Origin of the sequence: Paenibacillus sp. PCH8 (assembly GCF_002968835.1) — a bacterium.
In the GTDB taxonomy this organism is placed as follows: Bacteria; Bacillota; Bacilli; order Paenibacillales; family Paenibacillaceae; genus Paenibacillus.
In genome coordinates this window covers 918,518-941,520 of record NZ_PKQK01000002.1, presented here as the reverse complement: position 1 = coordinate 941,520, position 23,003 = coordinate 918,518, and the positions used below count along the sequence as shown (strand labels likewise).

The window sequence follows — 23,003 nt, the reverse complement described above, 5'->3', positions numbered from 1 at the left end:
AACGAACCGTATAAGTCTTATTTCGCGTAAATCGGCAGATCTGAAAATGTAACGAATCTGAGACACTCTATTGGCTCGTTTACATGCTATAAACATGTGATTCAGCCGAAATAAGACTAGATAGCGTGACTGGAGTTCGTTAGATTGTGTAAAGCCGTGTTATCCATGCAATAAGGTGTATCAGATTCGTTAGCGTCGGATGGATCGCATTAGCTTCGTTAATCTTCAAGTCACAGTATCACCGGGTTCCCTTAATTACAGGGAAATCGGCCATGACGTATGCTGCAACTCGGACACGGCTCTTTTCCTAACGGTGCTGAGGCGTAAAATAAGCTTAGGACGCTTTAGCTTTTTCACAAAAAGTTGTAGCTCTGCATTTCAGTTTCTCTGCCTCTATGAAGTATATTATGCGTTCTGCTCCGCAATTTCATCTTTTGGTGATGTAACTATATAAACGATACGGATCGAATCGGAAACGGTTGCGTCAGAAGAAAATAACGGAAGCGCGCTTGCGGCAATGTTGCCCGGGCTTTATACTGTGAGCATTAAGGGATCTCATGCAGATCCGGCATACAGAAAGGCAGAATACTTTATGGCACAGTACCCGCAGTGGTCTTATTCGCAGTCGCGGGCGAGTATGTTCGATGAGTGCCTGCGCAAATATTTTTATCATTATTACGGTGCCCATAACGGCTGGAAGACAGACTCGGCTGAGGAGATGCAGGTTCGTCTGTACCGTCTGAAGCAGCTGAGCAATCTGTATCTCGTATTCGGCGACCTGGCGCACCGGATGTGTGAATCGGCGGTACGCAGCAGGGAAGAGGGCAAGGATAAACCACGCGAACATTTTCTGGAACAGACGATCCGCAAATTGCTGAATCAAGCATATGTGGAATCGATGGACCCGGATCAGTGGCGGCTTGACCCCAAGAATCGCACGATGCTGTCCGAGATTTATTATGGCGATGATACGCTGAATGACCGGATTGCCATGATCAAGGAGCGGGCTTCGGCTTGTGTCAGCAGTCTGTACCATACCCTCACGTGGGAGGACTTGTCCCGCGCGAGCACGGACATTCTGGAGATTGAGAAATGGGATACCATGATGCTGCACGATACTCGTGTATATGTGAAGATGGACTTATTATATCGTCGCAGTAACGGCAACATTGTCATCGTGGACTGGAAGACGGGCAAGGAAGATGACTTCTCCGATCAGTTAATGCTGTACGCATCCTATGTCAGAGAACACTATCGGGTTCCGCTGGAGCAGATCGAGCTGCGAGTGGAGTATCTGTTAACCGGAACGCACCGAGAGTTCACGCCAACGGAAGAGGATATCCGAAAGGTGGAGGAGAATGTGGGTCGTTACATCGAGGAGATGCGATCCTGTGTGGAGGATGAGTACTACAACCGTCCGAAGGACGTCACCTATTTTACCGCTATGCCTTCGCACCGAGCCTGCCGGGATTGTAACTTCCGTGAAGTGTGCAGCGAACGGGCGGTTTAGAGCATCAAATCCAGAGGAAACATCAGGCCTTATACGAACGAGCTATCTTATATGTTAAAAAAATCAAGAAGCGCAAGCCGGGGACATCATCTGCCCGACTTGCGCTTCTATTGCGTTCCACAGGCCTGGCGACAAGGCGCCGGGGTGGAACGATCATATCCCAATCACTGGACAGCGGCGGTATTCTCCAGCGCCTGTCCCGCAGGAACATAGGCATGCCCGAGATCCCGGGCAACCGCCTCATACGTGATATGTCCATTCAGCACGTTCACCGCGCTGCGAATGGACGAACTGCCGCGAATCGCGGCGGCTGCACCGTGGTTTGCCAGTTGCAGCGCATAAGGCATGGTGGCGTTGGTCAGCGCCACCGTAGACGTGCGCGGCACGGCGCCCGGCATGTTCGCCACCGCGTAATGCACGACGCCATGTTTCACATAAGTAGGCTCATCGTGGGTCGTGATATGATCAATGGTCTCGACGATCCCACCCTGATCAATGGCGACATCCACAATGACCGATCCCGGTGCCATGGTCTGAACCACCTGCTCGCTGACAAGGGTTGGCGCCTTGGCGCCTGGAATCAGCACCGCACAGATCAGCAAGTCTGCTGCCGCAACGGCCGCTGCAATGTTGGATGGGCTGGATACCAGCGTGTGGATCTGATTGCCGAAGATATCATCCAGCTGGCGCAGACGATTCAGATTCAGATCAAGGATAGTGACATCTGCTCCAAGACCAATGGCAATTTTGGCTGCATTCGTGCCTACCGTACCTCCACCAATAATGACCACTTTTCCCCGACTGACACCCGGTACACCGGACAACAGAATGCCCTTGCCGCCTTCCGTCTTCTCCAGCAACTGTGCCCCAATCTGGGCTGCCATGCGTCCTGCGACTTCGCTCATAGGTGTAAGCAGAGGTAAGGTATTGTTGACCTCCAGTGTCTCATATGCGATGGCGGTTACCTGACTTTGTATCAGAGCTTTGGCAAGCTCAGGTTCCGCGGCGAGGTGCAGGTATGTGAACAGAATCAGTCCAGGGCGAAAATACCCGTATTCACTGGCAAGGGGCTCTTTAACCTTAATAATGAGGTCCGCTTTCTCCCAGACGCTGGTGGCCTGGTTCGAAATTTCGGCGCCAGCAGCTTGATACTCCTGGTCTGTGAATCCACTGCCAAGGCCCGCACCTTGTTCGAACATCACTTGGTGGCCGGCTTTGATGAAATCTGCAGCCCCGGCAGGAGTCATTGCTACACGATTCTCATTATTTTTGATTTCTTTGGGAATTCCGATTCTCATCGCCATGCACCTCGTCCATTTATTGGTTGTTAGATTATACTACAAGTTTATGACTTGGATAATCGTTTTGCACCTTACTTGATGTCTAATCTTTAGGAAAATAACTCAACATATTGTCGAAAAAGTCTGTTCAGGACATATGTCCATGGATTATAATGTAAGAAAAAATAACACTAAGAGGGATCGATATTGCAAAATGACCGTGTGTTTACAATTAAAGATATCCTTGCACGTCCGGTATTCAGCAGAGCACGATTAGCGGCTGGGAAGGATGGAGTGAGCCGTCAGGTTGGCTGGGTTCATGTGCTTGAGATTACGAATGTATCACCTTTTGTTAGCCCTCATGATCTTATTTTATCCACCGGACTATGGCTTCAATCGGAAGAAGGCCGTGAAGAGTACCTGCTTCAGCTAATTGGCAGTGAGGCAGCAGGGTTGTGTGTGGAGTTCGGTACCAGCATATACGCAATCCCTGAAGAATTGATTGAACTGGCGGACAGTCACCAGTTTCCGCTGATTGTATTTGAGCAACCTGTCCGCTTTGTCGAGATTACACAGGATATTCACTCCCTACTCATTAATCATCAGCACCAATTGCTGAAAAGCCTGGAAGCGTACTCCCGTCAGCTTCAACAGCGAACATTACAGAGTACGGATATGTCTGCTGTGCTACACCAGCTGCATGAGTATGCGGCAAAACCGGTAGTGTACATCTCGTCCATGGAGCCAGGCAGCTTTGTTCCCGAACTTGCTCCGGAGATGGAACAGGCCATCTATACCTGGTATGAACAGGAGGTAGAGCACCTGGATCTGAATGATTCGGATACCGAATTATGGTTCCACATGGATGAAAAGAAGGCGTTGCTCTGCCAGCCGGTTGTCTGTTTCGGGCAAGTCTTTTCTGCTATAGGCATGATCGTGCATCACTCCGTCCCGGTAGAGTATCTCAAGCTGTTGCTCGATTATACGGCGAAGGCAGCGGCAGCGCTCACGCTTCGTTCTCAATTTCTTGAAGCGAAGATGGTTCACAGCCAGAATGAGCTGATCCAGGATCTGATGAATGGAAACATCCATCAGGAGGAACAGGCTCAGACCCGAATGGGGCTCCGTTTGTTGGTGAAGGGACAGTACTGGTTTGCAGGAGGGGTCATGGAGATTGAACATCGATTGAAAGGAACCGGTCGGGAGCGAATGGAGGCGAATCATCAGGATATTCTGGTCTTGCTTCGTTCTCTGCTCAAGAAGAACAATCTGCCCAGCCTGATCATGCTGAAGAACAATCAGGTATATCTGTGCTGTGCGAAGGAGGAGGGGGCTATTGCTGCCCGCCATCACTTGTTTCGATCACTGGAAGGGATCACCCTGGATGTGAAACGGTTTGCCAGCCGCAACCTGAAGCAGGTCACGATTCATGCCGGATTTGGCAAGTTTCGAACCCGCTTGACCAGCATGTCGGAGAGTCTTCAGGAGGCGTATCAGGTGATCGAAGTTTCGAGATCCGTAGATGTAATGGAACATGTTCACTTTTACGAACGTATGGGTATATATCAAATGTTGAAAGCATTACCCCAATCGTTCCTGCAACCCTTTGTCCAGGATCACTTGGGTGTGCTGATTGAACATGATCGAACCCATCAACTGCGACTGGTGGAGACACTGGATGCTTACTTGAAGAACTTTGGTTCCAAGCGGGATGCCGCTGCCCAGTTGTATATTCATCGGCAAACGCTGTACAACAGACTGGAGAAGCTTGAAGAACTGATAGGGCCAGATTACATGGAACAGGGGAGAAGAATCTGTCTGGAAATGGCGCTGCTCGCTCATGCAATGATTGAGAATGGACAGTGGCAATCCTCTTGATGGGGTGAATGGAATGTAAGACAGACTGTGCATCTATCTTTCTCTAACAAGTGCACAGTCTAACCCTTTTTGCTAACCCGCCGAGTATGTCGTAATGAAGCAGACAAGTGCTGTTGGTTGGGAGTGAGGCGTCGCCCTCGATACAGTTTGGTTTGACCGGAGGGTAGTACCAATGATAATGAAGAAGGAGAAGCCAGACGATACGGGGGTGATGTCCGGTCGGAGCGACCCGCCGGTTTTACCTCAATGGATGCCCCTGAAATACCACTTTGGTGCAGCCATTCATTAAGTCGCTCAGAATGGATTCCGAGTTGTCCGCTCAGCTTACAGATATCGAGGTTTATTCTCACACAAATCCGCCTTTCCTGGAATATCGGGCTGGTAGTAGGGTTTGAAAGGGAAGCATGAATTCGAGATCGGTAATACTCATGTACAAGCTGGGTGTGATTGATCGGCGGAATGGTTCATTATGGTATGAAGCGGCGCGGAGGATGGTATGTATGCCATGTTAAACGTTTGCGCACCTGCTGTTATGCATATTTACTATTAAATGGGCTTTTAATAAGATTCTATCATTTCATCTGCATCTGCGCGTCTCAATATAGTCTCAATTTGTGAGAAAATAAAATATATTAAAAGTACCAGTATCTAGTACGGAGGACATATATGGGAAACAGTAGTGAGGCTCAATACGACAAATATGTCGGCGGTGGGAAACGTTTCGTGGGTCGAGTCAAGGAGCTGATGACACTGGAGCGGTGGTTCGATCACCCGGAAGCACCACTGAGTATATTCTCAATTACGGGCATGGGTGGAATCGGCAAATCTTCCTTGCTTTCAGAGATGATATCCGTGTCTCGGGATCGAGGTGCGACGGCGATATGGATGGATGGTCGGTCATGCGGCACAACACCTTCTGTATTTATGGATTATCTATCTTCTACATTGGGGCTGGAAACATTGGACAGTGAAGGGAACCCGCGACCACTGAGCCTTCTGAAAGATACTTCGGTCAAGAAACGAATGGTTTTGGCCGTGGATAATTACGAAGAGCTCGCTCTGCTGGAAAGCTGGTTCATGGAGGTCTTTGTATCCAAACTTCCTGTAAGAGGAATACTTGTCATTCTTGCATCACGTCCGGAACTGGCATCCGCCTGGCGTACACATCCCCGTTTGCATCAGCGGTTCGTGCAGATGCGGCTTCCACATTTTACAGTCGATGAAATTACGGAGTATATCACAGTAGCAGGCTCCCTGAGTCAGGGCATGGCAGGGACCATTACGAGAATGACCGATGGACACCCGCTGGGTCTGGCACTTGCAGTAGAAGCTGCGGATCAGAGACGGAATTTTCCCCATACCGAATGGGCGGAGTTGTCGCATATGATCAGTGCCCGATTACTGTTGGAACTTACGATTCCCCGTCTGCACCCTATGGTGGAAGTATTAACACTGGTTGAGACAGCGAATCAGGAATTGTTATCCGCTGTATTGGATATGATTGTGACGCAAGAAGAGTACCACATGCTGAGAAATATGTCGTTTATTCGTTCCGGCCCGGATGGTCTTGCTCTGCATGACATAGCCAGAGTCCATCTGTTACGGGATTTTCGTCAACGTGAGCCACAACGGTTGCAGAATATGCGTATCAAGATTGCAAAGTTGCTGAAACCGCTACATGAACAGGCAGGGCGCCATGAGCGTCGCCAGATCGCCCGGAAGATGCTGCTGCTCTGCCAGGAATCCATGCTTCAATATCGCAAATACGCGGATGTGTCGCGTGACTCCTTGTTCTCGCCACTCGAAACCATGAGAAGAGAGGATCTGCCTTCGATGCACCGCGTGTTACAGCAATGGTGTGAATATAGCGTTGAACCATGGCAGACAGCATCCTATGGCCCTTTTCTGGACGAACTGGCTGATCGTTATCCCGAAGGGATCGTATTAATGCGTGACAAGGTTGGAGAGACGGTTGCCATGTTCATTACAGTACTTGTACATAGGGATAGTAGCGAGATGCTCCTGAAGTATTTTCCGAATGAGATGTATGAATGTTTTACACCACGGGAGCTGGGGAGTGACCCTGATCAGAGTGATACCCACTTTGCCTTGCTGGCTGCGGCCAGAGATGATGTGCCTGGTTACACACGAGAAGAACTGGTGGGGTATATGTCGCTGGATCGACTGTCTCTGTTGGGTGATGGTGCGAGAGCGATACTGGTTGCAACGAATCCTCACTTGAAATTGTTCTTGCAGAGCATTGGCTTCCGGATGCGGAGGACCTGCACTCGTATCTGTGACAGATATGAGGATCAGGCAGATGTACTTGATTTGGATTTGCGTAGCGGACAATTCGGGGCGTGGGTCATGTCCCTGCTTGATCCAGAATCGCAAGAGAGTCAGGTACCGGCAGGTACTAAGGAAGAGGACCATGCAGCCTGGACGGAGCAGGATGTTCGCAAAATGCTGGGAAACCTTCGTTCTCCAGGAGAACTGCATGAATATGCTGACAGGGTTAAGGGTGTAAGGGATGGCATCCAGTTACAGCTATACGTCATGGATTTGCTGGAGGGCAGAGTGCATGGTCTGTCTCCCCAGGATCAGATGCTGTTGTACGCGGCCTATTGGACACATGCTGGCAATCCAACTGCCGCAGCGCAGACTTGTTCCATGAGTCGGGCGACATTCTATCGTCATCTCAGAACAGCGCTGATCCGCTTGGCACGAATTCTGTAGCAAGTAGAAATCGAATGATGCAAAATACGGATACAAAAAATACGCAGTAGCGGATTAGTCCGAAACTGCGTATTTTAGTTGTCCGAATTCATTAGGCACGCTCTCCAATGTGAATCCCATGTTACGTTCAACAGTTATTGCTTGGTTTTCACTAACCAATCTGCCAGTTCTTCGGTTTGGGTGAGTATGGCGATAGGGTCCCAATACCAGGAACGATCAGCCCCCCAGATATACACACGATCATTTTTGACGGCGTCCAGACCACCCCAGATCGGATCTGCCTTCAGGGTTTCCATCGTTTGGTTATCCGTAGTCAGAACGATATAATCACCGGCATATTGCGGCAGCACCTCAGTAGAGAGGCTTGCCCAGCCTGGATCTTGTAACTCAGCCATCACCGCAGCTGGAGGTTTGAAGCCAAGAACGTTATATATCGGTTGACCGCCTTTGCCGTAGTTGGAACCAACAGTTGAGATATCTTTACCCAAATACTCCAGTATGGAGAATGTGCTGTCTGCAGGAATGACTTTCAGCACCTTTTCTTTGGCCGCAGCGGTGCGGCGATCATATTCGGTAAGCCATGCTTCAGCTTCTTTTTCTTTGCCCAGCAGTTCACCAAAATAAGTAATCTCCTCATGCACCGTTTTGAACGAAGCATACGGCACGATGACGGTGGGGGCAATCTTAACGAGTTGCTCATTCATCTCGGCATACGTGTCGTCCATAATGATGAGATCCGGCTCCATGGCTGCAATCTTCTCCAGATTGCCGTTTCCATCCCCTAGATCTTCAACGTTCTTCAACACATCGTTCAAATAAGGATTAATAATATGGTGACTGGACGTTCCGACAGGAGTTACCCCCAGAGCGATCAAGCTACCCAGATATTCACCAGCTACAATTCGTTTCGGTTGTACAGGTACTTCAATATCTCCGGTAACGGTGGATACGGTTTTGGTCTGTGGCTGTTCGGACGTTGACGTACCTGCGGCTTGTTCTTGTTTGGTGCTCTTTGGAGCTGCCCCGTTTTCTGCTGTGGTAGAAGAGTTGTTTGCTACATTCCCCGTTCCGCAAGCGCTGAGCAATAACATGAGACTGAATAATAATACGACGGCTGTTGATGTTTTTGACCCGCTATACATGTTGATTTCGTCCTCTCCATCACGATCTGACTGATAATCATTATCATCTATATCAGTATAACGGAGCGGTTTGGGAGGGCCAATGGATAATCTCATGGTTGTAGAAGGACAATCTTCCAGTCCAGGACGCCTTGCTTGTTGTGCCCGATAATGAGAGGGAGAGACGCCTTTATATTTTTTAAACAACCTGCCCAAATAATAAGGGTCCTGATACCCGACACTGGCTGCGATTTCTTTTAACGTAGCATCCGTCTCTAGCAGCATTGCTGCTGCCTTGTCGATCCTCACTTTAATAAGATAATCAATGGGACTAAGGCCTGTCCGGCTTTTGAAATAGGAAGACAGATGTGCAACGCTATAATTCAGACTCTCGGAGAGAGATTCCAGTGTTATGACATCTGCGTATCGTGTTTGAATGATCGAAATGATCTGCGCCGCCAAATCACGCTTATGTGAACGCGTGCCCTGTGTCTGCATCTGATTCAATAACTCACTGATCAACTGGAACATCAGGCTTTTGACACGTAATGGTCCGAGTAGATCCGTTATCTTCCACTCCTTGTACATGTCGGTAATCAACCGATACAGCATGACCGGTTCGGAAGGCAGCAGGCTATAAGAGGTGTCAAAAGGGCGAAGGTCAGCTTCAACTTCCTTGAGTTCCTGACTTGTCCCTGGTGACAGTGTTGCTTTATAGTATACGGCATAATATTCGTAGCCTTCGGGTCCTGCTTCCATCGTCAGTACGCTGCCTTTGCCGGTATGGAATATATGGAAACGTCGGGCGCTGTAAGCTGTCTCATTCAGCATGACCTGTGCGCTTCCGCGTACCGACAGGATCAGGAGGCTGGCAGGCACAACGTATGAACGTTCGGATTGTCCTGATTTCAGCATCACACGGCGGACGTCATATATTTTGCAATACGCGTGATTCCACAACAACATGTGATTGAATATATCCATCCTCTGCAACTCACCTTCTTCATTGTAGCTAACGATATTTCGTTGTTCGTTTCATTCAGTATAACGACAAGAAGAGGCTGGTCATAGACCAAGCCTGTTCATTCGATTATAGAGTGTTGCCCTTGAGATGCCGAGTTGCTTCGCAAGTGTTCGTTTGTTGCCACCTGCCGCTTCCAGATATTGAAGCAGAAGCTGAGCCTCATAGGTGTCTAGTTGCTGCTGGTAAGAAACGCTAGGCGCAAGGTCTGGATCACCCACCGTTGCCGCTACCGGATTAACTTGATCCGTCTCTGTCCCCATCGAATGCTGAAGTTGCTCATCTGTGCTGCCGGGATATGAATGAATTCCCGATGTCAGCTGAATTTCAGACTGTTCTTGAAGAGAGATGGGGGTGAGCGTATCAGGCAGGTATTCCGGTTTCACCTCACCATCCGTGGTCAGAATGGTCAAGCGTTCTATCACATTTCTTAATTCACGTACATTGCCTGGCCAGTCATATTGAAACAACAGCTTGAACACTTCGGGTGGAACCAGTTCAATATGACGATTATAGAGCAATGAGAATTCTTGCAGGAACGTCTGGGTTAGTTCGTATATATCTTCCTTTCGCATGCGTAGGGGAGGAATGACGAGATTAATGACATTAAGTCGATAATATAGATCTTCCCGGAATTGATTGCGAGCAATCATACGAAGCAGATTTTGGTTAGTTGCTGCGATGATCCGGCAATCGGCCTGTTTCATGCGTGTTCCCCCGACGGGAAAGTAACTCTTCTCCTGCAATACTCGAAGTAGCTTCACTTGCAGTTCCAATGGCATCTCACCAATCTCATCCAGAAAAAGAGTACCGCCTTCGGCAAGCTCAATCTTACCCTTTTTGCCTTTGGGATCAGCTCCGGAGAACGCACCTTTCTCATAGCCGAATAATTCACTCTCGAACAGGGAAGCAGGAATGGCTCCACAGTTAATGGCGATAAACGGTGCAGTCTGCGGTTCACGAAGGTCGTGAATGGCTTTGGCGAATAGCTCCTTGCCTGTTCCGCTCTCCCCAAGAATAAGTACGGTAGCTGAGGTAGTGCTGATCTTACGGATCGTTTCCAGACACTGATGAATTACGGGACTGCTGCCTTTGATGCGGGCAAAGGGGTCCATATCAGGACGCAGCCTTGCAACGGCTTTCTCCAGATGTTGGACTTTGGAGGTCATATGTAATAATTCCTGATGCAATCGAATCTCCGTTGTAATATCGACTTCCGCAGCAACCGCGCCCACAATGCGTCCATCCAGCAGAACCGGGCGTGCGTTGATCAGAGCGAACAGATCCGGTCTCGGCTGATGTTGTTTGCGATAGACGGTTTCGCCAGTGTGTAACGTCTTGAGGGACTGAAGTCGGTCAGGTGGGAAAAAATCTGCGGCAGGCTTTCCGATGATGTCGTTTTTGCTGATTGAAAATACATGCTCCGCCCCGGATGTCCAGTAGGTCACTTTAGCTTCTTCGTTGATTAAGGTCAGGGCGGAACCCGCTGTTTCCAGTGTGGTCTCAAAATAAGCTTCCATTAATCGATGGGCATGCAGTACGGCATGGAGAACATCGGATACCGCGATGTACCCTTCCCATTCGCCGTGATCATTAGCTATCAGAAGAAAAGGGCTCTTAGCGAACAAGGGGATAACTTCCACGAGTCCGACTGAAGCAGAGACGACAGGCACGAGCAAGCAAGCGTCATATGTTGTTTTATTGGGTTGGCTGTACAACCAAGCGCATCCAGTATTGCAGCGTATAAAGACAGGCTGGTCCGCACTTGAATGGAGTTCTGGTTGCAGAGACTGAAGTGTAGGGTCAGTATGAAGGATTTCATCGTGAATACTCATATCTGTTCGTAACAAAGAGTATAGATCGGGAAGCAAATGTTTTATCGGAATCACCTCAGTTGAAGCATATCCTAATCATAGGATGTGAAATTATGTATATTATAGCGCCCTGACGAAGGTGTGTACATATTTTTAGACATGAGTTGTTCAGGTTTAACGGTTGGAATCTGTGGATATGAGAACATAGCAATTAGTATACGCTTTTATTGGGTAGGAGTGAGTATAACAACTGAGATTATCACAAATGTAAAGGTTTTAAGTAGAAATTATGTCATAAAACATAACGTCTATAATTCTGTGAAATAGAGCAAATAAGATCAACTATATAAGTTGAACTAATCATTTACACGATAACGGAGAGGACAGAAAAAACCTGAAAAAGCGAAGCGTTCGCCTTTATCACCGGATTTTCCCTTGCGAGAAGGGAATCAAAAAAATCTGGGGATAACAGCGATTGGAAGGTTATTCTGTCATCGTAGTGTCCGTGTGAATAATCTTTAGTTCAACTTATATAGACCCGAAAAGTAAGAGGATTAGGAGGAGTTTGGTTATATTGTAGGCTTTTAAAAGAACAGGTGTGTCTATTATATTAGACATTTTAATTTAAGGTTTCTTATTTTTTAGACATATTTGCCCTGAAAGCTCTCCAACACAAAAATTCCTCAATCTCGAACAACCATGCTCTCCAAGAAACAGGACAGCATGGTTGTTAGGAAGGTTATTTCATGAGTAAGATGTGTGTTCCACTGAAGTATTAACGGAACATATTCTTGACGACCATCCAGAGATTCGCCGGTTTTTCGGCCAAACGACGAGTATAGTACGGATACCACATGGTGCCGTAGGGCACATAACAGCGAATGCGATACCCTTCTTTGGCCAGGCGTTCCTGTTCATTCATCCGCAGACCATATAACATCTGAAATTCATATGCATCCGGTGATATTCCACGATCTTTGGCGTATTGCTTCGTCCAGTTAATGATCTGGTCGTCATGTGAGGCAATTGCCGTGTATACGCCTTGATCGAGATGATTGCGAATCATCGTTTTGAATTGATGAATGACCTCGGAGGTATTTTGATAAGCGACAGATGCCGGTTCTTTGTAAGCCCCCTTGACCAGACGCAGCCTGATGCCTTCCCGAATCATATCCCGTGTATCTTCTTCGGTACGATGCAGATAAGCCTGTAATACCGTACCAGTATTGTCCAATCCCTCCTTGTGCAGTCTTCGCACGAAGTCCAGCGTAGCTTGGGTGAAAGGACTATCCTCCATATCAATTCTGACATATAGATCATGTTGTTTGGCTTGTGCAGCAACGGTGCGTATATTCTGATATCCCTCTTCGGGATCGAGGGCAAGGCCCATCTGGGTAGGCTTCAACGAGACGTTAGAATCTGCCTTCTCACGTGCAATGCCTTCTACCAATCGCACATACTCATCTCTGTATAATGCCGCCTCGCTCAGGCGGGTGATGCCTTCGCCCAGATGATCGAGCGTAGCCATGATGCCCTTGTTGTTGAGTATGCGGATCTCTTCGAGAGCTTCTTCCAAAGTGTTTCCTGCAATAAACTTGCCTGCCAGCTTTTTGCCGTATTTGATGGACAGGTTCTCTACAGCTTTGTTGCCTGCCACAGTCAACAAGGTTTTACGATATATCTCCGTTCCCACGCTCATCTTGGTTTCCTCCTTCAGCATTGTGCATCATTCAATCCAACTCGGTTGAATCTTGCTATTTATCCCTTATAGAAGCAAGAAGCGTGCCAGCACAGTCGAGATCCCATTTTTTATTTTCCAAAAAAATATTTCAATTCCAAGCGGAGTTGGCACGGATTTTGCTTCATATATTGGATGAGGAGTAACATGTAAGGCAATTCAGGCGAGCAGCCAGTGAATCCCACATCCTGAAGGAGGAATCATTCATGAATATCCCATTTGTTAACGAACCATTCACATCTTTTTCGCTCCCGGCGAACCGGGAAGCATTCAAAGACGCACTTCGTCAGGTCGAAGCTGAACTTGGGCAGGAATACCCGATGATTATTGGGGGCCAAAAAATAACAAGTGACCGCACGGTAACGTCCGTGAACCCGGCAGCGAAGAATCAGGTGGTCGGCACGATCCATCAGGCTACTCAGGAACTGGCCGAAAAGGCCATTCAGATGGCAGCGGAAACATTCCACACCTGGAAACATACCGAACCGAATGAACGGGCTCGTTATCTGTACAAAGCCGCAGCGATTATGCGCCGACGCAAGCATGAATTCTCGGCATGGATGGTGTATGAAGCAGGCAAGACCTGGCCCGAAGCAGATGCGGATACAGCCGAAGCCATTGATTTTATGGAGTTTTATGCACGAGACATGCAACGTCTGAGTGAACCTCAGCCCCTCGTCCGGGTTGCAGGAGAAGATAATGAATTGAGTTATATCCCACTGGGCGTTGGCGTTGTGATTCCACCTTGGAACTTCCCGCTGGCTATTATGGCAGGTATGACCTCGGCTGCACTGGTATCTGGAAACACGGTGGTATTGAAGCCTGCCAGCACCACACCAGTGATTGCCGCCAAATTCATGGAGTTGCTTGCCGAAGTGGGTCTGCCGGATGGCGTCGTGAACTTCCTACCGGGACCAGGCAGTGAAGTCGGTGATTATCTTGTGGATCATGCACTTACCCGGTTTATCAGCTTCACCGGTTCCAGAGATGTGGGACTGCGAATCAATGAACGTGCAGCCCGTACCGCTCCAGGTCAGAAATGGATCAAGCGGGTTATTGCCGAGATGGGCGGCAAGGATTCCATCGTTGTAGACAGCGACAGTGATCTGGAACTGGCAGCCGAATCCATTACGGCTTCAGCATTTGGTTTCTCAGGACAGAAATGTTCTGCGTGTTCCCGTGCCATTGTTCATAGGGATGTATATGATGAAGTATTACAAAAAGTGATTGAACGGACGCAAAAGCTGACGATGGGTAGCCCGCTTGAGGTCGGCAGTCAGGTGGGACCCGTCATCGATGACAAGGCATATAAGAAGATCACGGAATATATCGAACTGGGCAAAGGGGAAGGGCGTCTTGTGCACGGTGGGGGTACCGGAAACGTCGAAGGTTATTTCATTGAACCAACCATCATCGCTGACGTAGACCCGAAGGCCCGGATTGCACAGGATGAGATATTTGGACCGGTGCTTGCTTTTATCAAAGCTGAATCCTTCCAGGACGCACTGGATATTGCGAATAATACCGATTATGGTCTGACTGGTGCGGTGATCTCGCGTAATCGAGAACATCTGGAACAGGCAAGACGTGAGTATTTCACGGGTAATCTATACTTCAACCGGAAATGTACCGGGGCCTTGGTAGGCACTCATCCATTTGGCGGATTTAACATGTCGGGCACGGATTCCAAGGCAGGTGGAAGAGACTATCTATTGCTATTTACACAGGCGAAGCTGGTATCGGAGAAATACTAGGAAAATACGAAGGGTTACTCCTGGGATTTGCTCTTACTCAACTATATTCTGCTGACATGTTCGGGTTCGTATGTTATTATCTCTGCAAATCTTTTTGTTTATATCCAAATGCGCGTACCAGACTGTCTATAAGAATCATTAACGTTTATCGCCAGCAGCGTATAAGGAGGAAAACGGATGTTAGGTGTTCAGTTGGTACAGGAACAACGTATTCGGCTGTCCATCACGCCGGAGATGAAACAATCCTTTCATTTGCTAACCTTGTCTGGACAGGATCTCACCCGTTACTTGCAGGATGCCGCGGAAGAGAATCCAGTACTTGAACTGGAAGAAGAAGTTGCACCTCTGGTCCGAATTCCGCGGCGAATGGATCAGCGAAGGTATGCTTCCTATGATCCGCTGCTTCAGGCACAAGGTGCTGAGCCTACATTAGAACAATTACTGGCTGCACAGATTCGGGTGATGACCCTTCCGGACGGAATGGAATATATAGCGGTATACCTGGCAGGATGCATCAATGATGATGGATATCTGACGATTGAACTGACAGAGGTGCAAGCAGCACTGGGGCTGTCTATGTGTGAGGTTACAGCAGGACTGGAACTTCTTCAGTCTCTTGACCCCGCAGGTGTAGGGGCGCGGAATCTGCGGGAATGTTTGTTACTCCAGATCAGGCGTGATCCATCGGCCATGCTGTATGCGGAGCGGATGGTGGAAGCGGGACTGGAAGCACTGGTTCCTTTTCATCCAGGCAGAACGGCAACACGGTTAGCGATCACTTCACGGGAAGCTCAGGCGGCCTATGATTATATTACGAGACTTGATCCCAAACCCTGTCGATCGCTCGGATGTACCGAACGTCCGCATTACATTCTTCCGGATGCTATTGTTGAATTACGTAACGGGGAGGCGTGTTTCAGGCTACATGCTGCTGGGAACCCCGGGATATCGATCAATCAAATGTGCTCCCGCTGGATCAGGGATGCAGCTCCAGACAACATTTGGTCTACCCGAGCGGCAGAGGCGAGGGCCATCATTCGCAGTGTACACCTGCGGCGCAGAACACTAATGCGTGTGCTGGCGGCAGTCATGGAAGAGCAGAATACCTTTTTGGTCGAAGGACCATCCGCACTAAGGCCGCTTAATCTGTCTGTTGTTGCAGAGAAGATTGGCATGCATGAATCAACGGTAAGCCGTGCCGTCAGTGGCAAATATATTCACACACCGTATGGTGTATATGAACTCAGAGCTTTTTTTGACTCGGGGATTGGTACAACTTCGGGGGATCAAACATCAGCGTCGGCAGTGAAACGGAGATTGAAAGCATTAATTCGTAAGGAACAGTCCCATAGGCCGCACTCGGACAGTCATTTGGCTGCACTGCTTGCCGAAGAGGGGATTGTTATCTCGCGCAGAACGGTCGCCAAGTACAGGGAGGAGCTTCAGATTCTGCCGTCCCTTGAGCGAAAACGATGGATTTAACGCAGGATGTATCTGGCGTATTAGATCAGAACACAATAACCCCCTTGAACCGGGTGAACGGTTCAAGGGGGTTATTTATTTGGATATCGTGAGTCGTGTGATCTCGTGTCAAGAAGTTGATTGTGTATGTTGAGATTGAATGTTGTACAACAGATATAGTCTACAAGCGTTCCATATTACGCAGGAAGTGTTCTCCTGCAATTCCTGGTGTGGTCATCTGCTCCGGGTGAAGAATTTCTTCCAGTTCTTCCGGTGTCAGCAGTCCGCGTTCGAGAATGATTTCCTGCAAGGTGAGTCCTGTCTTGAGTGCTTCCTTCACAATGGAGGCTGCCACATCGTAGCCCAGATGCGGATTCAGCGCGGTAATAACACTGAAGCTCTGCTTCATGATTAATTCACAGCGCTCGCGGTTCGCTTCCATCTCTTCAACCGCATAACGCGTGAAGACGTCGATGCCGTTATTCATAATTTTCAGCGATTGCAGCAAGTTGAACGCAATAACCGGACCCATGACATTCAGCTCGAATTGTCCGGCTTCACATGCCATGCAGATCGTATGATCGTTCCCCATCACCTGGAAGGAAACCTGGTTAATCACTTCCGCCATAACCGGATTCACCTTTCCTGGCATGATGGAAGAACCTGGCTGACGTGGTGGCAGGCGTAATTCGTTGAATCCAGCACGCGGACCTGAAGCCATCATGCGAATGTCATTACAGATTTTGGACAGACTGACCGCACATACCTTCAGCGCTGCGGAAAGTTCCAGATAGGCATCCGTATTCTGCGTGGCATCCACGAGATCCTCAGCGGTTTGCAAGGGTAGCCCGGTCACATCAGACAGATGCTCCGTAACCTTGATAATGTACTCAGGCTTGGCATTAAGTCCTGTACCTACAGCAGTTGCGCCCATGTTAATGGTAAGCAGACGGCGATTGGCGAATTCAAGACGCTCGATATCCCGTCCGATTACTCGCGCATAAGCTCCGAACTCTTGTCCCAGACGAATCGGCACAGCATCCTGAAGATGGGTACGGCCAACCTTGACCACATCGTTGAATTCCACTTCTTTTTTACGGTACGCATCCTGCAGTCTCTTCATGGTAGACAGTAACGTCTCCGACAGTTGGTACGCCGCAATGCGCAGTGCTGTTGGCACGACATCATTGGTTGATTGGGACATATTCACATGATTATTGGGGTTACAGTGGAAGTAATCTCCCTTGTTATGCAATAACAGTTCCAGTCCGCGATTGGCAAGAATTTCGTTCATATTCATATTCATGGAGGTGCCTGCACCGCCCTGAATGGAGTCCACAATAAAATGATCCAGATGATGGCCTTTCATCATTTCTTCAGCCGCCATGACAATCACATCGCCAATCTTGCTTGGCAGCATCTTCAGCTCCATATTGGTAACTGCCGCAGCCTTTTTCACCGCAGCCAGAGCTGTGATCAGCTCCCGGTGTACCGGAACGCCGGTAATGGGGAAGTTCTCCACGGCCCGCACCGTCTGAATTCCGTAATAAGCATAAGCCGGGATTTCTTTTTCGCCGATAAAATCTTTCTCCGTCCGTGTGGACATTGTAGACATTTCGTTCGCCTCCAGTGGCATCCAATAAATAGGTCAATTTCAGCGTTGCTGAAACGCACTCAGTATATCATTTAAGCAAAATGAATGCCAAGCTAAATCATTTTGCATGATTTGCCGATAATAATTAAAATTAGGGATTTAATTTACACGCAGTTCATCATTCAAGGGGGCATAGCTTGTCTTATTCATTATGAGCTTTATGGTATAGAAGTCATGCATGAACCGCTGGTCATTGGGAAATAGAGCGTTTTCAGTGATATATGTCACATGATATCTGGTTAATGATTGGTAAAATAGGAAAAAAGGACTACGGGGTGTAAATATGAAATGGACTATAGGCGCAAAGACTGTCGCGGGTTTGGTACTGATCTCAATTATTACATACGGAACTAGCGGCCTTTTTATATTTTTTGTAAAAGACTGGATTTCACTTGATATACCAAGCTGGTTATATATCTCCATCATTCTGCTGATGGGGGTGTGTTGGAACGGGATTCTGGGATGGTTCGCCTCTCGCTGGCTGACTCGTCCGATTGTTGATCTGTCCCGTGCGGCACAACAAGTTTCATCCGGGGATCTGACGACCGAGATTCCACAGCGGCGTACACAGGATGAACTTACTGTATTATATGATGCTTTTCGTGTAATGGTTTCTAATCTGAGAAGTATTGTGAACGATATTGCGGACAGTACACGGACAACATCACAGAACGCCCAGGCTCTAAGTGCTGCAATTACCCAAGCTGCCGAACAGATCGAGATGATGTCGGAAGCGGTGGATCATATTGCTGTGGGTGTTGAAGAGCAGAAGGTCACATCCTCCCAGTCCCTGATCACAGCGGATGAGATGTTGAACGATTTCCAGCGTATGCATAGCCAGTCCATGGGCATGACAGAGATGTCTGGCCAGATGGAACGGTCGGTGGATCATACCAAACAGACCTTCTCCTCGCTGATGAAAGGAATGGACGAACTGGCCGAGTCTCATCATCGTTCCCGTGACATTATGCTGCTGCTGGAGAAGGAAGCGTCCGATATCGAAGCGATTACCCTGTCTGTCAAGAATATTGCTGAGGAAACAGGGCTACTCGCCCTGAACGCTTCCATTGAGGCAGCGCGAGCTGGCGAAGAAGGTTCAGGTTTCGCAGTCGTGGCACAGCAGATCCGCAAGCTGGCAGACGAGAGCAAGGAATCGGTGCATCGGATTAATGAGCTGATCAGCCGTGTGCAGCAACGGATCAGAGAGACAGCACAACTGACTCACGAACAGCATGGGCTGGTGGTTAATGAATCAGAGCGGACCATCTCGGTGGATCAGACGTTGCACGAACTGACAGGCACGGTTGAAGTCTTTATGAAGGGTGCCCATGATATCGGTTCCAAGATTGCAGAACAGACAGGCCGGGTAGAGCAAACGCATGGTCATGTGAAGAAGATCCAGGGTAAAGCCGGATCATTCTCGGATGAGGCGAGACGAATCATGGATGCCGCACATGAAGAGACGGCCATCATGCAGGAGATTTCATCCTCAGCTGAGGAGCTGAGACAGTTAACAGATCGGTTAATGGACAAAACCAAAGCATTCCGGATGCAGCCTTGAGCTGTGTTCGGAATTTTTTCTGGTTTTCGGGGAAGGATTAGACTTGGGAATTTGCTTATTATGGTTAAAGCCGAACGTTCTTTCGTGGAAATAAAAATTTGTAAAGATTATTTTATGAAACATTAACAAATTCGCAACTTGCGGGCGATAAATGAAGATATAATAGAAGTATCACAACAGATGAAGGAGCCCAGTATATTGAAAACTTGGACAGGTATCCTGCTGATGATTATTTTGGCGGTAGCTACGATTAGTACAACTTCAGCTGCCAGAACCATGAATGAATCGCAAAAACAGCTTAACATAGATGATCAATCCAGCCAGACCGAAGTGGTCGAGGCTTCCAATATAGAACAAATGCATGACACCGCGAAGACAACACAGAGATCCATTCCTGTGAAAGAGGAATATGTTTCGATTGCTCCAGAGAATGAGAACGTCAGAGTATACCCTATGAAAGTCGAGGGTTCAGGATATATATATAACGGAATGATTTTGGAAGTGAATGGCAAGTCGCGAGAATTCAGTGAATGGCAGGGAGAAGGCGGGTCTTACAAACCCGAAGTACACGAGCTGGATCTGAACGGAGACGGACAGAAAGAGATTGTTGTTCTGTACACAGAAGGTCATGGAACAGGAATATATAAAGGGCAAGCCCGCATTATTGATTCGGTAACGCTGGAAGAGATGAAGATGCAATCTCTGGACGAGATTGTGAAGCAACATGTGGAGTCCAAAGTTACGGTTAGATCAGACCGTGTGGTTGTTGATGTCGCCGTTGATGGAGTACAAGCACAGCCTTCACAGATCGAGGAAGACACGAGTGGTGGCATATATAACGAAGAGTTGGGATTCGGTGGAGTGACCTATTACAGTGTGGAGGATGGTCAGATTGTCGTATCAGCAGCAGGATCTTATGGTTTAGGACTATATGCTGGTGATCTGACATTCGCTTATGCGTATCAAGATGGCGAATGGAAAGCTGTAGAACTGAAGTACAGCATGGAAGAGTATGAAGAGGAATACTATGAATCCTTTGATTGATAACATCGTGTAGACATTGCAGTGTGGCGGGGATGGGCAGTTCTCGTGGTGAATGTGCAGTTCTAGCAGTGAGCATCTGAACAGAATATTTCTCTTTCTGCCTATATGGACAGCGAGAAAAGGGCGAGGCTGAAAAAATCGGGACATACAGCCTCGTTTTGTGCTACCCAGAGATAGGAAATGTGTACTAAAAACGTAGGAAACAATTGACATTAACAATTTAGTCGTTTAAATGTATAAAGGACAACTCATTTTACGTTCAGGAGGGATTTTGATGAAGAAGAAGGTTGTACTGGGTTTAATGGTAGGCACATTAACTTTTGGGATTGGAACAGGTGCACTCGCAACAACAGGGCTGGAACAGATTAAAGCCTATCTGAACAGCAAGATTACGCTGAAAATGAATGGTGCTACGGTGACAGCCAAAGATGCAAATGGCAAAACGGTGCTGCCGATCACCTATAACGGAACGACGTATCTGCCTGTACGTGCCGTCGGTTCATTACTGGGGACAGAGATCACATATGACAGTGCAAGCTCTTCGGTGTTAATCGGTAGCAATAACGGATCTGCCCCATCGGAAACCAATAAACTGACACTCAGTTCACTCGGAACCTCTGTGCTGGGAACATCGGCATGGCACACCAAAGATCCTGCGGATACTTCTTACAAGGGCAAGGATTATAAGGATGTATATTTGCACACAGACTCTGTGAAGCAAGGGGACGACTTCCAGATCATGACGGGCAAAAAGTATTCTTCCCTGCATTTGGAACTGGCTGCTCTTAAAGGTAATCAGGAGATACAGGTGATCAACCAGGACAATACGGTTCTCAAGAAGCTGAGTATATCGCCGGGAAGCGGCTTGGTAAGCCTGGACGTGGATGTATCAGGCACTGAGGCTATTTTTGTTGAGATCGTGGAAGAAGATCCGGGTTCGTCCCTGTTTGTGCCTCTTACAACATCGTATCTGACCAAATAAGTGTTATAAAATAAATGATATCAATAAAATTCATCAAATAAAAAAACGATTATCAGCAATGCAGCAACTGGATCACGTCCGGAATGCATTGCGATAATCGTTTTTACTTTTTGTTATTTACTTTTGAAATTCATATAATTTGTTCAGAAAATGCGAAGCCTGATCCGGTTAGCGGATAACGGTGTCCAGCGGTTTGAGATTGGCTTCAATCTCGGCGCGGCGACCTTCAAGAAACGGAGGCAAGGCAAGCGACTCTCCCAGATGCGCCATTTCCTCATCTGTATCGAAACCTGGGCCGTCGGTAGCCAGTTCGAACAGGATTCCGTTTGCTTCACGGAAATACAGGGAGCGGAAGTAGAAGCGGTCTACAAAACCGGAGCTTGGGAATTGGAAGTTATGAACCCGTTCCACCCATTGTTTCAGTTCTTCCTCGTTGTCTACACGGAATGCAACATGGTGCACACTGCCACGTCCAGGACGTTCTTGCGCAAGGTCATTACGTTCTTCCACATGCACCTCGGAGCCGCTACCACCTTCACCTGATTCGAAGACAAGTACATCAGGTTGACCTGGGGTGAAGGCAGGGTAGCTTCCTTTGGTTCTGAAACCAAGCAATTCGGTAAGAACCGGAGCGGTAAGGGAGGCGTCTTTGACTGTAAGATGGATAGGGCCCAAGCCTACAATGCCATACTCAGCAGGTACAGGACTCTGATCCCATGGTGTACCTCCAGCGACGCCAGAATTATGTTCATCCGAGACCAGAATCAGACGTTGTCCTTCAAAGTCCGTAAACGCGAGTGTGGCCCGACCGCCTCGTTCAACAATCTCTCCATGAGAAACATCAAATTCGTCAAAACGCTGTTGCCAGTACGTAAGTGCCTGATCATTTGAAACACGCAGTGACGTTGCTGATATGCTGTTCACGCCTTCACGGGTCTGTCCCGCCATTGGAATCTCGAAGAAAGTGAGTTCAGTGCCCGGATTCCCTTTCTCATCACCATAGAAGAGGTGGTAGACGGACACATCGTCCTGGTTGACCGTTTTCTTGATCAGGCGAAGACCCATGATATTAGTGTAGAAACGATAGTTCTGATCGGCATGTGCTGTCAGGGCGGATACGTGGTGAAGTCCTTTGATTTGCATAATAATTCCTCCTAGTTCGGTTATAAGTTCAACTATGATGATTTACACGGGCACTTCGATGACAGAACAACCTTCCGATTGCTATTATGCTCTCCGTCATTGTGTAAATGTTCAGTTGAACAATATGTTGAGTACATTTTATATTATCCTTGTTAAGAAAGTTACTAACTTTTAGTTTGTCTTGGTTCTGAAATTATCTTAACATAAAGATATTTAAATTACAATCCTTATTTAGAATTCCAACTGGACAGCATATTCATTCAATGGCAAAATGAAAAAGTTAACATTAGAATCAATTTCATAAGG

Annotated in this window: 15 protein-coding genes; 8 read left to right on the top strand and 7 right to left on the bottom strand. The window is 47.9% G+C overall.

Annotated features, from left to right (window positions below):
• Nucleotides 1-592 precede the first annotated feature (592 nt).
• Nucleotides 593-1,510 carry a PD-(D/E)XK nuclease family protein gene (locus C0Q44_RS16990; protein WP_105408534.1) on the top strand — a complete coding sequence of 306 codons (918 nt, stop codon included), beginning with the start codon at nucleotides 593-595 and terminating at the stop codon, nucleotides 1,508-1,510.
• A 164-nt stretch (nucleotides 1,511-1,674) separates the two neighbouring features.
• Here C0Q44_RS16990 and ald read toward each other — a convergent pair whose 3' ends face one another.
• On the bottom strand, nucleotides 1,675-2,808 hold the full coding sequence (gene ald, locus C0Q44_RS16985; protein ID WP_105408415.1) for an alanine dehydrogenase: 1,134 nt from the start codon (nucleotides 2,806-2,808) through the stop codon (nucleotides 1,675-1,677).
• A 204-nt stretch (nucleotides 2,809-3,012) separates the two neighbouring features.
• Between ald and C0Q44_RS16980 the strand changes: the two genes are divergently transcribed.
• Entirely contained in the window at nucleotides 3,013-4,668 is a 1,656-nt protein-coding gene (locus tag C0Q44_RS16980; RefSeq protein WP_258166377.1) for a PucR family transcriptional regulator, read from the top strand.
• 59 nt (nucleotides 4,669-4,727) lie between these two features.
• Here C0Q44_RS16980 and C0Q44_RS29870 read toward each other — a convergent pair whose 3' ends face one another.
• Nucleotides 4,728-5,018, bottom strand: a complete 291-nt coding sequence (locus C0Q44_RS29870) for a hypothetical protein (RefSeq protein ID WP_146113466.1) — start codon at nucleotides 5,016-5,018, stop codon at nucleotides 4,728-4,730.
• Nucleotides 5,019-5,334: 316 nt separating this feature from the next.
• On the opposite strand from C0Q44_RS29870, the gene C0Q44_RS16975 reads away from it, so the two are divergent.
• On the top strand, nucleotides 5,335-7,404 hold the full coding sequence (locus C0Q44_RS16975; RefSeq protein WP_105408413.1) for an ATP-binding protein: 2,070 nt from the start codon (nucleotides 5,335-5,337) through the stop codon (nucleotides 7,402-7,404).
• Between the two features lie 134 nt (nucleotides 7,405-7,538).
• Here the strand turns inward: C0Q44_RS16975 and C0Q44_RS16970 are convergent, their stop codons facing one another.
• The 3 genes from C0Q44_RS16970 to C0Q44_RS16960 all read right to left on the bottom strand — a co-directional run bounded on the left by C0Q44_RS16970 (nucleotide 7,539) and on the right by C0Q44_RS16960 (nucleotide 13,059).
• Nucleotides 7,539-9,509: an AraC family transcriptional regulator gene (locus C0Q44_RS16970; protein ID WP_105408412.1), complete on the bottom strand. Its 1,971-nt coding sequence runs from the start codon at nucleotides 9,507-9,509 to the stop codon at nucleotides 7,539-7,541.
• An 81-nt stretch (nucleotides 9,510-9,590) separates the two neighbouring features.
• Complete coding sequence (locus C0Q44_RS16965) at nucleotides 9,591-11,381, bottom strand: sigma-54 interaction domain-containing protein (RefSeq protein ID WP_105408533.1); 1,791 nt, start codon at nucleotides 11,379-11,381, stop codon at nucleotides 9,591-9,593.
• Between the two features lie 754 nt (nucleotides 11,382-12,135).
• Nucleotides 12,136-13,059, bottom strand: coding sequence for a proline dehydrogenase family protein (locus tag C0Q44_RS16960; RefSeq protein WP_105408411.1), 924 nt, complete (start codon nucleotides 13,057-13,059; stop codon nucleotides 12,136-12,138).
• 245 nt (nucleotides 13,060-13,304) lie between these two features.
• Between C0Q44_RS16960 and pruA the strand changes: the two genes are divergently transcribed.
• On the top strand, nucleotides 13,305-14,852 hold the full coding sequence (pruA, locus tag C0Q44_RS16955; RefSeq protein WP_105408410.1) for an L-glutamate gamma-semialdehyde dehydrogenase: 1,548 nt from the start codon (nucleotides 13,305-13,307) through the stop codon (nucleotides 14,850-14,852).
• 177 nt (nucleotides 14,853-15,029) lie between these two features.
• A complete protein-coding gene (gene rpoN, locus C0Q44_RS16950) occupies nucleotides 15,030-16,334 on the top strand; it encodes an RNA polymerase factor sigma-54 (RefSeq protein WP_105408409.1) in 1,305 nt (434 codons plus the stop codon).
• Nucleotides 16,335-16,494: 160 nt separating this feature from the next.
• On the opposite strand, the gene C0Q44_RS16945 is transcribed toward rpoN, so the two are convergent.
• Entirely contained in the window at nucleotides 16,495-17,928 is a 1,434-nt protein-coding gene (locus tag C0Q44_RS16945) for an aspartate ammonia-lyase (RefSeq protein WP_105408408.1), read from the bottom strand.
• A 322-nt stretch (nucleotides 17,929-18,250) separates the two neighbouring features.
• On the opposite strand from C0Q44_RS16945, the gene C0Q44_RS16940 reads away from it, so the two are divergent.
• From C0Q44_RS16940 to C0Q44_RS16930, 3 genes are all read left to right on the top strand, one after another.
• The gene (locus C0Q44_RS16940) at nucleotides 18,251-19,528 is read left to right on the top strand and encodes a methyl-accepting chemotaxis protein (RefSeq protein WP_105408407.1); all 1,278 of its coding nucleotides are present in this window, start codon (nucleotides 18,251-18,253) and stop codon (nucleotides 19,526-19,528) included.
• A 198-nt stretch (nucleotides 19,529-19,726) separates the two neighbouring features.
• Nucleotides 19,727-20,572, top strand: coding sequence for a hypothetical protein (locus C0Q44_RS16935; protein WP_105408406.1), 846 nt, complete (start codon nucleotides 19,727-19,729; stop codon nucleotides 20,570-20,572).
• A 274-nt stretch (nucleotides 20,573-20,846) separates the two neighbouring features.
• Complete coding sequence (locus C0Q44_RS16930) at nucleotides 20,847-21,554, top strand: stalk domain-containing protein (protein WP_105408405.1); 708 nt, start codon at nucleotides 20,847-20,849, stop codon at nucleotides 21,552-21,554.
• Nucleotides 21,555-21,722: 168 nt separating this feature from the next.
• Here the strand turns inward: C0Q44_RS16930 and C0Q44_RS16925 are convergent, their stop codons facing one another.
• Nucleotides 21,723-22,697: a ring-cleaving dioxygenase gene (locus C0Q44_RS16925; protein ID WP_105408404.1), complete on the bottom strand. Its 975-nt coding sequence runs from the start codon at nucleotides 22,695-22,697 to the stop codon at nucleotides 21,723-21,725.
• Nucleotides 22,698-23,003 lie beyond the last annotated feature (306 nt).